This window comes from Pseudoalteromonas sp. 20-MNA-CIBAN-0454, from assembly GCF_040308685.1.
In the GTDB taxonomy this organism is placed as follows: domain Bacteria; phylum Pseudomonadota; class Gammaproteobacteria; order Enterobacterales; family Alteromonadaceae; genus Pseudoalteromonas; species Pseudoalteromonas nigrifaciens.
Genome location: NZ_JBEOOB010000043.1, coordinates 12429 through 27048, shown reverse-complemented (window position 1 = coordinate 27048; position 14620 = coordinate 12429). Strand labels below are relative to the sequence as shown.

Sequence of the window (14620 nt, the reverse complement as noted above, 5' to 3'; positions counted from 1 at the left end):
AACCCTAGATGGGCTATAAACCCATGCCGGTTTTCAAGACCGGTGCATTCGACCACTCTGCCATCTCTCCGCACGGCCTGAATAATAGGGAAAGCGCAGAGGTTTGTGAAGCTTTATTTTAAATTAATTGTTTAAGTGATTAAAAAACAACTAATTTGTTTAAAGTTAAAGCAAAAGTGGCCTGCATTAATTGTAATTGAACTTTTATTTAAATATTTCACTCTATTGAACTACAAAGGTTTGCCCAAACATATAAGAGTTGTTAATCTAAATTTAGTTAAATTATCGGAACTACTCAGTTTCAACCACAGGAGCTCTACAATGGCGTTTAATCAATCGTACAATACCGCTAAACCGGTAATGTCTACCATTGAAACAAACAAGGTGCTTAAAAACACCTACCTATTACTTGCTATGACACTCGCATTTAGCGCTGTTACAGCGGGTATTTCAATGGCACTACAGTTACCATACTTTATGGGATTAGTGTTCACACTTGTCTCGTTCGGCTTATTATTTGTAGTAAATAAAAAAGCAGAAACTGCATCTGGTGTATTTTGGGTATTTGCTTTTACCGGCTTAATGGGCGCAGGCCTTGGCCCAATGCTTAACCACTATGCAGAAATGCCTAATGGCCCTATGCTAATTATGCAAGCGCTGGGCTCTACCGCGCTGATATTTTTTGGTTTATCGGCTTATGCACTTAACACTAAAAAAGACTTCTCATTTATGGGTGGCTTTTTAACGGTTGGTTTAATCGTTGTTATTGTGGCAAGCATTGTTAATATTTTCATCGGTAGTTCACTGATGTTTATGGTACTTAATGCTGCTGTAGTATTAATTATGTCTGGTTTAATTTTATTTGATACCAGCCGTATTATTAACGGTGGCGAAACAAATTATATTCGCGCAACTGTGTCACTTTACCTAAGTGTATATAACTTATTTACTTCATTACTTGCTCTGCTTGGCGCAAATAATGACTAATTAAAAAGTTCTGTTAAAATAGCCCCTTAATTGGGGCTTTTTTTTGGAATAATTTTGTCGCGTTTCGTCTTGTCTTTACATACTCCACCCTCTGATCACGATACTACGCAGCGTTTAGTTAAATTTGCGCACGCTTGCTTAGCGCAAGGACACACCATAGACGCTATATTTTTATATCAGCAAGGGGTTTATCATGCTTCAAACCACTTTGATCTTCCCACTGATGAGCTACAAATTCCGATGTTATGGCAGCAATTAGCAGATCAAAAAATTAATTTAATGTTATGTGTAACCGCCGCTGAAAAACGTGGTTTAGACATTAAACACACCAATGTGTTTAATGTTGCTGGGCTTGCTGAATTTGCCATGCTTGCTAGTGATGCCGACAAATGGATACAGTTTAAATGATTAACGTACTCGTAATGAGCCAATGCAGTCCTTTTGATGACTTGCATATTCGCGACGCCCTAGACATGACCCTCATATTTGCAGCTGTCGATCAGAATATCAGTTGGCTCTTTAGTGGCCCAGCTGTACTGGCACTAAAAAAGCAACAACAACCAAATATGCTTGGTATAAAAGATTTTTTTAAAAACATTAAAACATTGGAAATTTATGACGTTGAAAATATTTACGTCTGCGAAAAGTCACTACTCGATTATGGCTTAAACAAAAATGATTTATTGTTAGATGTGCAAGCACTAAACTTTGATCAGCAAAAAGCGCTAATTAAAACCCAGCAACATGTGGTGAACCTATGAGTAACCTACAAACTAATGCTTTGAGCACCTTACATATATTTTCTAAACCACTTAGCTACTACAGCGCCAATCGATTAGAAAACCTAATTCAAGCAACTGATATTGTACTTCTGGTTGGCGATGCCTGTTATGCAGCAAAGCAGTATCGACAATTTGCCGAATCATTGTTTATTTTAGCGCCTGATGCGAGTGCTCGCGCTATAAAGCTAAATAATAACGATAAAGTAATTAGCTATGACGAATTTGTAACCCTTAGCTTATCAACCAATCAATCTATTACCTGGTAACTTATGCTTGAAATTAACAACCAACAGCTTGAAACAGACAAACAAGGTTATTTACTTGACCATACTTTATGGTCAAAAGAATTAGCGCCCATTATTGCACAGCAAGAAAACATTAGTTTAACTGAGCAGCATTGGGAAGTTATTAACTTTGTTCGCAACTTTTACCTAGAATACAACACCAGCCCCGCTATTAGAATGCTGGTAAAAGCCATGGCTAAAGCACTCGGTGAAGATAAAGGTAATAGCCTATATTTATATAAATTATTTCCTAAAGGCCCGGCAAAACAAGCGACTAAAATTGCCGGCTTACCAAAACCTGCCAGGTGTATATAATGAATAATAAGTCAGCTAATAAGCAAGAGTACACAGCTAAACCCAAACGTAATACTGGCAGAACCTATTCTCGCAGCACGCTAAAAAGCGTCGCTTCAAAAAGAGAAATAAAACCAGCAATAGCTGCACAAGATATAAAAATAGTCTTATTTAATAAGCCTTTCGACGTTTTGTGCCAATTTACTGATGATGCCAACAGAAAAACCCTTGCTGAATTTATTCCTATAAAAGAAGTTTACGCTGCAGGCAGACTCGACAGAGACAGTGAAGGTTTATTACTGCTCACCAATTGCGGTAAATTACAAAACACCCTAACCGCACCGGGTAAAAAAACCAGTAAAACTTATTGGGTTCAGGTAGAAGGTGAGCCGAGCTCAGAGTCAATTGCTGCACTATGCACAGGCGTAGAATTAAAAGATGGCCTTACATTACCCGCTAAAGTGAGCATCATCAGTGAGCCAACAGTATGGACGCGTAACCCGCCAGTAAGAGAGCGAAAACTAATACCTACAACTTGGCTCAGCATAACAATAAGTGAAGGGCGTAACCGCCAAGTTAGACGCATGACAGCACATATTGGGCACCCTACTTTGCGTTTAATTCGCTATAGTATTGGTAAGTACACCCTAGATGGCATTAAAAACGGCGAGTATAAAGTAATGACAGGTATAAAGCATACCTAACTGATGTAAACCAACTTACAATCGCTAATTTATAAGCCATTATTAACTTTAAATTAGCGTTTAAGCTATTTGCCAGGGCTTAGCGCAATACAATTACCTCCTTGGTTTTTTGCATAATAAAGAGCATCGTCGGCAGCTTGAATAAATGTTAAATGATCATCACACTGATGATGATTAACAGTATTAATTCCCATGCTTACTGATAAATACCCTGTAAAGCTATCTTCATGCACAATTGCCAACATTTCAATTGCTTTTTGAATTTGTTCAGCCACAAATAGCGCCCCTTGTTTATCTGTTTGTGGTAGCAATACAACAAACTCTTCACCACCATAACGGGCAACAAAATCCTCTGGACGACTCACTGTGTCGGCAAGTTTTTGTGCCACAGCGTATAAGCACTTATCGCCTGCAATATGCCCGTAACGGTCGTTAAATTTTTTGAAGTTATCAATATCAATTATAATGAGTGAAAGCTGACAGTTTGCTAATTTAACACGGGAAAATTCATCAACAATTTTTTCATCAAAGCGGCGCCTATTGGCAATTTTGGTTAACGAATCTAAAAACGCCATTTCGCTTAAAATCTCATGTGCTTTAATCCGCTCAGTGGCGTCATTAAAAACAACCAAAAATTCATTACCAATATTAATACCCGATACTTGCATAATGACTTGCTCACCATTTTTGCAGGTTATTTGGTAGTCGTTTGCAGGAATATCGCCTTTATTACTTTCGGCTTGTGCAAGCGATGCGCTCCATAATGCCCGAGCAGCATTTCTTTTATCAATATCTGGGTAGGCTTTTCCCCACCAAATATCTACATTGGGCGTATCATTTATAGTAAAACCAAATACATCAATATAACGCTGGTTAACTTTTAATATATCACCCGTTTCAACGCACACATTACAAATAGGCATAGGAAGCACTGTAAATAATTTCGCATAATGGCTCAGCTCATGATTACGCATAGGGTGATGCGTGTGAGCAATTAAATACTTTTGTTGTGGGTCGTTATGTTCGTTAAGTAATTTGGCATTCATAGTCGCTACAAAATGCCATTCAACCCACCATGTTTCTAAATGCTCTAATAATGCTTTTTCTACTTTTAGATTAGGGCTCAACGACTGTTCAATTAATTTAAATAACTCAACAATAGGATGTGGCTCTTGGAAAAAAATAGGGGGAGTTATTGTGATCAATTCATCAAACAAATAATAAGCTGTTTCTTTAAGTTCACTCAACGGGTTGTTAAGCAACTCACTTATATCGGTTTTTTTTGAGTAATCTAAAATAAAAGATTTTACTTTGTTGACGTGAGAAGCATAGTTCATATATTCATTCCATTGAGTATATTAATAATAACCTTAGTTACGCTTAAATATAACACTATAAAGCAATATAAAGCTATAACTCCTCCTACTATTACACAGCTAATATTCACACTTATTTACTATTTATATTTATTTTGCTTACTGCAAATAGCAAAAACGTTTTGCTGACGCTATAAAAATAACTACAAAAGCGCTGCATTAAGGCTAAGCCTCTTTAAGCGCTGCTTAAATACATGCTATAATCGCGGCCTTTCCAAGATGTTATTAATAACAGTAATCTGTATAAGCGAAATTATTCATGAGCGAAAATAGTCACATTAAAGTCATCGTAGGTATGTCCGGCGGTGTTGATTCTTCTGTATCTGCATATTTGTTAAAGCAACAAGGCTATCAGGTAGAAGGCCTGTTTATGAAGAACTGGGAAGAAGACGACAATGATGAATATTGCGCCGCAGCTGATGATTTAAAAGACGCGCAAGCTGTTTGCGATAAACTCGGTATTGAACTGCATACAGTTAACTTTGCCGCTGAGTATTGGGATAACGTATTTGAGTACTTTTTAGCTGAATACAAAGCAGGTCGTACACCTAACCCAGATATAATGTGCAATAAAGAAATTAAATTTAAAGCCTTTTTAGAATTTGCGGCCCAAGCATTAGGCGCCGACTTTATTGCCACCGGTCACTATGTACGCCGCGAACTACGCGATGACAAATACGTTATGTGCCGCGGGTTAGATGATAATAAAGATCAAAGCTACTTTTTATACACGCTTAGCCACGAACATATTGGCCAAACATTATTCCCTGTTGGCGATATTGCTAAGCCAGAAGTACGCCGCATAGCTGAAGAGCAAGACCTAATTACTCACGATAAAAAAGACAGCACAGGTATATGTTTTATTGGTGAGCGCAAATTTAAAGACTTTTTACAAAAGTTTTTACCTGCCCAACCTGGTGTTATCGAAGACACTGATGGTAACAATGTAGGCGAGCACGAAGGATTAATGTATCACACCCTAGGTCAACGCAAAGGCTTGCTAATTGGTGGTATGAAAGAAGGCTCAGGCGAGCCATGGTATGTAGTAGATAAAGACCTTGAGCGAAATGTACTTATTGTTGGCCAAGGTAAAGATCACCCTCGCCTATACAGTAATGGCCTTAATGCTAACCAATTGCACTGGGTTGACCGTATTGGCCCTAAAGGCACTACTCGCTGCACAGTTAAAACCCGTTACCGCCAAGAAGACTTAAGCTGTACGCTACTTGTAGGCGAAGACGGCATGGCACGCGTATTATTCGACGAGCCACAAAAAGCCGTTACTCCAGGTCAATCTGCCGTATTTTATGCAGAAGATGTGTGTTTAGGTGGTGGTATTATTGATTCGGTGATCAAATAATGAATCAACACCAAGTCATGGCGCTTGCCGCCATGTGCCAAGTTGCTAAACAAGTTCAAAAAGTTGCTCAGTACGGCAATAATAATGAACACGATTTAGAAATACTACTTTCGAGTATTATTCAAACCTCGCCGGCATCGCCAGAGGATGTATATCAAGGCACAGATAACCTACGCGATGGCTACAAAACATTATTGGCACAGCTAAGTGCTGGTGCGCAAAAAGATGTTGAAATTGTAAAATACGTCGGTGGTTTAATGCAGCTAGAACGTGCCTTGAGTGCAAACGACAAAAGCTTAAACGAATTAGGTAAACGTATTGATGACATTCATCGACGTTTAGATCATTTTGCTATAACCGACGAGAGCGTTGTCGCCGGTTTAGCGGATATATACTCAACGGTGCTAAGCCCCCTTGGGCACCGTATACAGGTTTATGGTAAACCTGAGTTACTAAAGCAGCAGCTCACTCAAAATAAAATCCGCGCATTATTATTAGCCGGTATTAGAAGTGCAGTTTTATGGCGACAAATGGGCGGTAAACGCCGTCACTTTTTCTTTGCAAAAAGAAAAATAATCGCCATTGCTAAAGCAAAAATTTAATTATCGTTCAAACTAAAATTTAGGAGTTATTATGGAGCTTTCAGCGTTAACGGCTATCTCTCCAGTGGATGGTCGCTACGGCAGCAAAACCACTGAACTACGCAGTATTTTCAGCGAATTTGGCCTAATCAAATACCGCGTAACCGTTGAAGTGCGTTGGTTGCAAGCGTTAGCTGCAGCGAGCGATATTAAAGAAGTCCCTGCATTTAGCGAACAAGCTAATGCATTACTAAACGCCATTGTTGATAACTTCAGCGAAGCTGATGCACAGCGCGTTAAAGATATTGAACGCACAACAAATCACGACGTTAAAGCGGTTGAATACCTTCTAAAAGAAAAAGTAGCCGATAACGCAGAACTACATGCAATTAACGAATTTATTCATTTTGCATGTACCTCTGAAGACATTAACAACCTATCTCATGGTTTAATGCTAACTGAAGCACGCAATAATGTATTACTACCATATTGCGATCAGTTACTTAGCGCAATTAAAGAAAAAGCGATTGAGTACAAAACAATCCCTATGATGACACGTACGCACGGACAACCTGCTACACCGTCTACTATGGGTAAAGAGTTTGCTAACGTTTACATGCGCTTAAAACGTCAACGCGACCAAATTGCACAAGTAGAAATGCTAGGTAAAGTTAACGGTGCTGTAGGTAACTACAACGCTCACCTTAGTGCATACCCAGATTACGATTGGCACACACATGCAGACAAATTTGTATCAAGCCTAGGTTTAACTCTAAACCCGTTTACTACACAAATTGAACCGCATGACTACATTGCTGAGCTTTTTGATGCTATTGCCCGTTTTAACACAATACTGCTCGATTTTGATCGTGACATGTGGGGTTACATTGCCCTTAATCACTTTAAGCAAAAAACCATTGCTGGCGAAATTGGCTCATCAACAATGCCACATAAAGTTAACCCTATTGATTTTGAAAACTCAGAAGGTAACTTAGGTTTAGCAAATGCTATTTTTTCTCACCTTGCACAAAAGCTGCCTGTTTCTCGCTGGCAACGTGATCTTACCGACTCAACGGTATTACGTAACTTAGGTGTAGGTATGGGTTATGCACTTATTGCATACCAATCAACACTTAAAGGTGTAAGTAAGCTTGAAGTAAACGAGCAACGTTTATTAGAAGAGCTTGATCAAAACTGGGAACTGCTAGCAGAGCCAATTCAAACAGTTATGCGTAAGTACGGTATCGAAAAGCCATACGAAAAGCTTAAAGACTTAACCCGTGGCAAACGTGTAAACCAAGAAATAATGGCAGACTTCATCGATGGTTTAGACCTTCCTGAACACGCTAAAGTAGAAATGAAAAAACTAACACCTGCTAATTATATTGGCCGCGCTGTTGAGTTTATTGATGATTTAGTTTAATAACTAAACTAAAATCAATGAAAAAGCGAAAGGTCTCCTTTCGCTTTTTTTGTTTTAATACCACTTGCACTAATTTGTAGGGCCACTGTATGTATCAATTAAAAATAAATGACTTATCAGAGCAAGAGTTTTTAACTCAGTTCTGGCAAAAAAAACCACTCTTAATTAAACAAGGTTTTAGTAATTTTCAGGACCCGCTTGATGCGAATGAACTTGCAGGCCTTGCAATGGAAGACAGCATAGAGTCGCGTATTGTTACTAATCATAATAATGAATGGCAATCGCACCAAGGGCCGTTTGAAGACTTTGAACAGCTTACAGAGCAACACTCTACTTTATTAGTACAAGCGGTTGATCATTGGCATAACGATGCAGCACAGCTGCTAGAGCCGTTTCGATTCATCCCAAACTGGCGCATAGATGATTTAATGATCAGCTATTCAACGCCTGGCGGTGGTGTTGGCCCGCATTTAGATCAATACGATGTATTTATTATTCAAGGTGAAGGCAAACGCCATTGGCGAGTAGGCCTACCAGATCCTAGCCTTAAACAATTCACCCAAAATAAAACATTATTGCAAGTAGAAGCGTTTACTGCGGTTATTGATTGTATTTTAGAACCCGGCGATATTTTATATATTCCACCAGGTTGCCCGCACGAAGGTTATGCCGTAGAAAACGCCCTTAATTATTCGGTGGGTTTTAGAGCGCCAAATCAACAAGATTTACTCTCTAGCTTTGCCGATCATATTATTGATACCGAAAGCGGACAAAAGCGTTACACCGACCACAACCTTACATTAAGAGAGTCTAAGGGCGAGCTGAGCGATACTGAGGTTGATAAAGTAAAAGTGCTAATGCAGGCATTACTAAACGACCACACCTTATTTAAACAATGGCTTGGCACAACTTTAAGCCAACCAAAGCACGATATGGACTTAATGCCTGTTGAGCAACCGTTTAATGCGGCGCAAATAGCCGATGCAATAAACAGTGACGACATAAGCTTTGAACGCCTAGGTGGAACGCGTGCTATATATCAGCAAACAGCTGATGAATTATTAGTAAGTGTTAACGGAGAAAACTACTCTGTACCAAATAGTGACTTGAATGCTGTTAAGTTACTTACTGATTTTACAGGTTTTAATGCGCAACAGCTAAAAAACACGGCCCCAAGCCTAGTTTTTATTGAAATATTCACTACACTAATTAATGAGGGTATTTGGTTCAATTAGAGGTGTATTATGGACTACCGGGTAGAACAGGTCGATTGGCACAGCCAAAAAGCGCTACTGCAGCAAATAAGAGAGCGTGTATTTGTTTATGAGTTACATATTCCTAAACATATTGAATTTGACAACCTAGACCCACTTGCCCAACATATTCTTGTCACCTGTATTACCAACGACACACAGTCTCCTGTAGCCACAGGCAGGCTGTGTAGCGATGGCCTTATAGGCCGTATAGCTGTATTACCCGCCCACCGCAATCGCAATGTTTACAAATCCCTACTTAACTTTATTGTTGCACTTGCTGCAGAGCAAAATATTGAAGTACTGAGTATTAACTGCATTTTAGAAGAAGTTGAATTATTTAAACAAAATGGCTTTAGCCAACAAGGCAATGTATTCATGGAGGCTGGCATTGCAAAGCTACGAATGCAATGCCCTGTTACCAGCTTTGAAACTCGTCCATTTACGTTAACGCATTAAAAAGCGAGCTACAATAAATAAAGTAGCTCGCTTTTTAATTTGTTATACAAACATATTAAACTTATTTAGGCTCGTTAGCCCACAGTTGTTCATTTTCGTGCATTTCGTATAAACCATGGGCACGATTGATCAGTAAATTGGCAAAATCAACCTTGGTTTTATCACTCGCCCCTGTTTGCATTATTTGATCAGCTTTTAACTGCCATTGCAGTGAAAAATAACGTATTGCATCGCGAGCATCTTTTGCAGCACTCACTTCAGCATGATCAGTTGGTAAACGACCGGTAATTACCCAATAGTTTTTACCATTTTGCGCCTTAAATTTCCATAGAGCACAAAATGGGGCTAAAAAACGACTGTCTTTTTCAATCAACGTTTTAGGCATAATGCCTTTTTCAGCTAAATGCTTTTGTGCGTTTTGAAAGCATTCACGCTGCCATAATATATTTTGCTGCTCTACTTGAGCTTGTTCTTGTGCTGTTAACGGTTTTTTTTCTTGTTGTGTCATTATTAATAACCTTTTACTTCTTTTTTAACACTTTAAGGGCTTAACAAATAAGGTGCAAGTACAAAAATAGTATTTTTTAGCCTCAAACCCGCTGTTTGCCTGGTTTTTAGCCAAATTTATAAGCTTTACTTAACTATTTTAATATTATGATCGAATGAGCCCACATCCCCCGGAAATACCACCGGCGACTCAATCCCTTCTTTATTAATGGCTGCAACACCAAAATAGTAATTATCAATTACTACATTGTTAAGTGTAGCTTGAGTAACCTTACCCACGGTTTTACTAAACTGCCATTGTGGCTCGCTGGTATAACGCCAATAAATACGATAACCGGTTATATTATTGTCTTTAGATGCCTGCCACGACAAACGCGTATTAGCCGTTACCGCACCCGCGATTTTCACGTCTTTAGGAGGGGCTGGTGCCCACGCCATCGACGCTAAACTTACAGCATTAAGTGCGGTTAATTTGGCCGCATAGTCAAAATCAACGCCTTTGATCGTATCGCCATATTCAATGCCGTTTTCAATGCGTAAGTCTTGATGCTGGCGATCGTAATGCTCGTTTGTTTCCATAATTCGCACTGCAGCAAAGCCCGCGTCATTAAAAGGTCTATGGTGCCCACCTCTACCAAATCGGTCTAACCGATAAACTAACATAGTATTTAAATTAGCAATGTATCTGTCGGCAATGGTATCTATGTAACGCGCCAAGTTACGACTAGCTGAGTCAACCTCGCCCCCCGTAAAGCGCCGCGTTCGTGCTTGCTCTTTAGTTTCTATTACGCGCGTACCTTCAGAAAATATCCGCGCTGTGGTGTTATCGGTTACGCCATTAACCCCGGTAATATTGCCTATCATGTCGTTGTTTAGTACTGCGTGTACTTGCCAGTCGTGTTTTTGCGCATAAGCGGTTAAAATTTTACCACCAAATAAACCCTGCTCCTCGCCCGACAGCGCCGCGTACACCACAGAGCCATTAAATTTATGTTTACTCAATACACGCGCCGCCTCTATTACGCCCGCTACACCCGAGGCGTTATCGTTAGCCCCCGGCGAGTCGCTAGTAAAATCCATCACATAGCTTACGCGTGAGTCTATATCGCCCGACATTATTACCATACGGTTAGGCTCGCTTATACCGCGCTGAATAGCGACAATATTAACCACTTCGGTTGCATCAGGAATTCGTTTTTCGCCCGATATAGTGTCTTTTACTTCAATAATCTCTAGGCATCCGCCGCATTGTGCTGATATTTTTTCGAACTCTTGCTTTATCCAGCGCCTTGCTGCACCAATGCCACGGGTTTCCGATTTAGTGTCTGATAATGTATGGCGCGTACCAAAATCCACCAGCGTTTGAATATCGCCACCAATACGCTGCGCTGAAATATCACCGGCTATAGCATGCAATTTTTGTTGATCAGTGTATTTAATCTCGCCCGCTGCCAATGCTTGCGAAGTTAAACCCACTAAACAAGCAGCTGTAAGGGTACTCACGCTAAGTAATTTTGTTGTTATTTTAAAAGGTGTTTTAAGCATTTATAGCTCCTTATTTTTATTATAATCACCATTACGCAAGTAAGCTTATTGCGCAATACTTTTGCGGTAGGCACCACAAAAAAGCAAGTTAAAGCACAGGTTAAAGGTTTAATTAAGCCAAATAATTAGCAACTACAATATTTAGTAATATAGTTATTTTATTTATGCCACACTAGGGTTTTTATTTATTAAAAACTTTATGCGCCAATTAAAAAACGATACCAAGCTCAGTAATCAAATCTATCATGCCGACAGTAAGTTTGGTCCGGTACGCGTTTATCAAAATGAAGATTATAGATGGCTCACTTTTAATAACGATCCGCCGCTAGGCTCTACCCTTCAAGGAGTAATGAACAAAGCCCGGCCTGAACTATTATGTGTACCAATATATCAAAGCATGTTGTTATTTTTATTAGCCCCGGTTAGTGAGCTACGTATTTTAAATTTGGGCTTAGGCACTGCAGCAATAGAGCGCGCACTTAAACACATTGAATCTAGCCGCCGTAATTTAATTGATACGTTTGAAAGTGTAGAAATAAACCCTGATGTTATAAGTATCGCTAAGCAATTTTTTAAATTACCCAGTGATTATACTGTGCACTTGCAATGTGCTCAGCAATTTATTAGTCAATGCACTCAACAATACGACCTAATTTACATAGATATATTTAGTGGCGAGCACCACCAAACGTTTATTCAAAGCGAGTCGTTTTGGCACGCCATTAACCACTGCATTAATAAAAGCGGCCAGGCAATCATTAACCTAAATCCTAAAACAGGGCAAGAATTACAAACTACTTTAGTACTGTTACGCCATTACTTTAACTGTATTGCACTTATAGAGTTTTATGAATACAAAAACATTGTTCTTATACTAAGTAACCTGTCGTTAAAGCATATAACGGTAGAGGCAATACAAGCCTCAACAGTAATGCAAAGCATAGCGCCAAACTTGCATAGCAATATAAATACTATTTACCATATAGAAGCAAAATAAAACTTAATGGGGCTGTTCAATAACGGCTGATAATAGCAATCTTAGTATTGTTTTAATGCTTACTAATATTAATTATACCTTAGAGTATGAGTAATTAAGCCTCTACTAAGCTGCATTTAAAAACACAAAAATGCTATGATAGCTGCAATTACTTGCCATTTAAGCTATTAAAATGTATCGACTATTTGAGCGCATCACTAAGCCGTTCCCACAAGATAAGCCAACGCAGCCACCTAATACGCTGCTTGCGTTTTGCCTTCATTACACCAAAGGCATGGGGCTGTCGCTAGCACTACTCTCGTTAAGTGCCGCCTTGCTCGCTATTTTAGAAGTATCGCTATTTAGCTATATGGGGCAACTAGTTGATTGGCTGGCAATTTATACACCACAAACACTCTTTGTAGAGCAGCAGTCCGAGCTGACAAAAATGGCCCTTATGCTCCTTGTGGTGCTGCCTGTAGTGGTGTTTTTTCATTCTGCAATTTTGCACCAGGCATTACTGGGCAATTACCCTATGTCGATTCGCTGGTTAGCACATAGATATTTATTGCGCCAAAGTGTTAGTTTTTATCAAAATGAATTTGCCGGACGCATCGCCACCAAGGTATTACAAACCTCTCTGGCTGTGCGCGAAGCTGTAACAAAACTACTCGATGTATTAATGTACATAATCGTTTATTTTGGCTCTATGTTGTTTTTAGTAGCCGAGGCCGATTGGCGCTTAATGTTACCCTTACTTATTTGGCTTGTTTTGTATATTTGCATTCAACTTTACTTTGTACCGCGTCTTAAAAAAGTGGCTACCTCACAAGCCGATGCCCGCTCAGAAATGACCGGCCGCATTGTCGACAGCTACACTAATATTGCTACCATTAAACTATTTTCGTACACCCAACGCGAAGAAGAATACGCAAAACAAAGTATGGATGTTTTTTTACAGCCGGTGTACAAGCAAATGCGTTTAGTTACCAGCCTCAACTTTGTTATTCAAACTTTAAATTACTTATTAGTGTTTTCGGTCACTGCGGTATCACTTTACTTGTGGTCGCTAAGTGCCATTAGCGCAGGAGCAATTGCCGTTGCGGTAAGTTTAGCCCTTAGATTAAACGGTATGGCGCAGTGGATCATGTGGGAAATAAGCAGCTTATTTGAAAATATTGGCACCGTAGCCGATGGCATGCAAACCCTCTCTAACCCAATTGCAGTAGCCGATAAACCCAATGCCAGCACTCTTAACGTTAGCCAAGGTGCAATTGAATTTAACAATGTGCACTTTAACTACGGCAAAGCAGCGAGTGAAACGCTGCGTGGCCCAGTTATTAACGGTTTAAACTTAAATATTAAAGCCGGTGAAAAAATTGGCTTAGTGGGTCGCTCTGGCGCGGGTAAATCAACGCTAGTTAATTTACTACTACGCTTTTACGACACCGACTCTGGCAGTATAAAAATTGACGGCCAAAACATTACCGATGTGAGCCAAGAAAGCTTACGCCGTTACATTGCCATGGTAACTCAAGACACTTCCCTGCTGCACCGCTCAGTAAAAGACAACATTTTATACGGCAGACCAGATGCCACTGAAGCCGAAATGATCGATGCCACCAAGCAAGCTAAAGCGCTAGAGTTTGTAACCGACTTAGTTGATAGCAAAGGTAATAAAGGCTTTGACGCGCAAGTAGGCGAACGTGGCGTTACCTTATCGGGTGGGCAGCGCCAACGTATTGCTATTGCGCGCGTACTGCTTAAAAACGCCCCTATTCTCATACTCGACGAAGCCACCAGCGCGCTTGATTCAGAAGTAGAAGCCGCTATTCAAGCAAGTCTTGATGATTTAATGACAGATAAAACAGTAATTGCTATTGCTCACAGGCTATCAACCATAGCGCAAATGGACAGGCTTATCGTACTTGATAACGGCGGTGTTGTTGAGCAAGGCACACATGATGAGTTAATAGCTAAGAATGGGATTTACGCTGCACTTTGGGCACATCAAACAGGTGGGTTTATTGGCGTTGAATAGTTTTTTTAAGTATTAACAACAAACTTAAAATATTAAACCATAACGAAA

16 protein-coding genes are annotated in these 14620 nt (G+C 39.7%); 13 read left to right on the top strand and 3 right to left on the bottom strand.

The features are described from left to right. Positions 1-321 precede the first annotated feature (321 nt). Genes AAEZ22_RS16345 through AAEZ22_RS16320 form a run of 6 tightly spaced genes read left to right on the top strand, consistent with a single transcriptional unit; the run spans position 322 to position 3051 of the window. Positions 322-987: a Bax inhibitor-1/YccA family protein gene (locus AAEZ22_RS16345; RefSeq protein ID WP_041454448.1), complete on the top strand. Its 666-nt coding sequence runs from the start codon at positions 322-324 to the stop codon at positions 985-987. Between the two features lie 54 nt (positions 988-1041). Next, positions 1042-1395: a sulfurtransferase complex subunit TusD gene (gene tusD / locus AAEZ22_RS16340; protein ID WP_011328362.1), complete on the top strand. Its 354-nt coding sequence runs from the start codon at positions 1042-1044 to the stop codon at positions 1393-1395. Then, positions 1392-1748, top strand: a complete 357-nt coding sequence (tusC, locus tag AAEZ22_RS16335; protein WP_041454449.1) for a sulfurtransferase complex subunit TusC — start codon at positions 1392-1394, stop codon at positions 1746-1748. The genes tusD and tusC overlap by 4 nt, the downstream gene beginning before the upstream one ends. A 20-nt stretch (positions 1749-1768) precedes the next feature. After that, complete coding sequence (tusB, locus tag AAEZ22_RS16330) at positions 1769-2035, top strand: sulfurtransferase complex subunit TusB (RefSeq protein WP_041454715.1); 267 nt, start codon at positions 1769-1771, stop codon at positions 2033-2035. Positions 2036-2038: 3 nt separating this feature from the next. Next, on the top strand, positions 2039-2368 hold the full coding sequence (locus AAEZ22_RS16325) for a TusE/DsrC/DsvC family sulfur relay protein (protein WP_011328365.1): 330 nt from the start codon (positions 2039-2041) through the stop codon (positions 2366-2368). Beyond that, the gene (locus AAEZ22_RS16320) at positions 2368-3051 is read left to right on the top strand and encodes a pseudouridine synthase (protein ID WP_352298057.1); all 684 of its coding nucleotides are present in this window, start codon (positions 2368-2370) and stop codon (positions 3049-3051) included. Before AAEZ22_RS16325 ends, AAEZ22_RS16320 begins: the two co-directional genes overlap by 1 nt. Positions 3052-3116: 65 nt before the next feature. Here AAEZ22_RS16320 and AAEZ22_RS16315 read toward each other — a convergent pair whose 3' ends face one another. After that, entirely contained in the window at positions 3117-4388 is a 1272-nt protein-coding gene (locus tag AAEZ22_RS16315; RefSeq protein WP_179807003.1) for a GGDEF domain-containing protein, read from the bottom strand. A 298-nt stretch (positions 4389-4686) separates the two neighbouring features. On the opposite strand from AAEZ22_RS16315, the gene mnmA reads away from it, so the two are divergent. From mnmA to AAEZ22_RS16290, 5 genes are all read left to right on the top strand, one after another. Beyond that, complete coding sequence (gene mnmA, locus AAEZ22_RS16310; RefSeq protein WP_011328368.1) at positions 4687-5787, top strand: tRNA 2-thiouridine(34) synthase MnmA; 1101 nt, start codon at positions 4687-4689, stop codon at positions 5785-5787. Continuing rightward, the gene (gene hflD / locus AAEZ22_RS16305; protein ID WP_011328369.1) at positions 5787-6389 is read left to right on the top strand and encodes a high frequency lysogenization protein HflD; all 603 of its coding nucleotides are present in this window, start codon (positions 5787-5789) and stop codon (positions 6387-6389) included. The genes mnmA and hflD overlap by 1 nt, the downstream gene beginning before the upstream one ends. 31 nt (positions 6390-6420) lie before the next feature. Next, on the top strand, positions 6421-7791 hold the full coding sequence (gene purB / locus AAEZ22_RS16300; protein WP_011328370.1) for an adenylosuccinate lyase: 1371 nt from the start codon (positions 6421-6423) through the stop codon (positions 7789-7791). Between the two features lie 89 nt (positions 7792-7880). Then, positions 7881-9026, top strand: a complete 1146-nt coding sequence (locus AAEZ22_RS16295) for a cupin domain-containing protein (protein ID WP_011328371.1) — start codon at positions 7881-7883, stop codon at positions 9024-9026. Positions 9027-9035: 9 nt separating this feature from the next. Next, positions 9036-9503: a GNAT family N-acetyltransferase gene (locus tag AAEZ22_RS16290; protein WP_011328372.1), complete on the top strand. Its 468-nt coding sequence runs from the start codon at positions 9036-9038 to the stop codon at positions 9501-9503. A gap of 61 nt (positions 9504-9564) precedes the next feature. Here AAEZ22_RS16290 and AAEZ22_RS16285 read toward each other — a convergent pair whose 3' ends face one another. Continuing rightward, complete coding sequence (locus tag AAEZ22_RS16285; protein WP_011328373.1) at positions 9565-10011, bottom strand: DUF4826 family protein; 447 nt, start codon at positions 10009-10011, stop codon at positions 9565-9567. A 125-nt stretch (positions 10012-10136) separates the two neighbouring features. Beyond that, positions 10137-11555, bottom strand: a complete 1419-nt coding sequence (locus AAEZ22_RS16280) for a M28 family metallopeptidase (protein WP_352298052.1) — start codon at positions 11553-11555, stop codon at positions 10137-10139. 199 nt (positions 11556-11754) lie between these two features. Between AAEZ22_RS16280 and AAEZ22_RS16275 the strand changes: the two genes are divergently transcribed. Continuing rightward, positions 11755-12552, top strand: a complete 798-nt coding sequence (locus AAEZ22_RS16275; protein ID WP_352298049.1) for a spermidine synthase — start codon at positions 11755-11757, stop codon at positions 12550-12552. 172 nt (positions 12553-12724) lie between these two features. After that, entirely contained in the window at positions 12725-14572 is a 1848-nt protein-coding gene (locus AAEZ22_RS16270; RefSeq protein WP_350594961.1) for an ABC transporter ATP-binding protein, read from the top strand. The last annotated feature ends 48 nt before the right edge of the window (positions 14573-14620 follow it).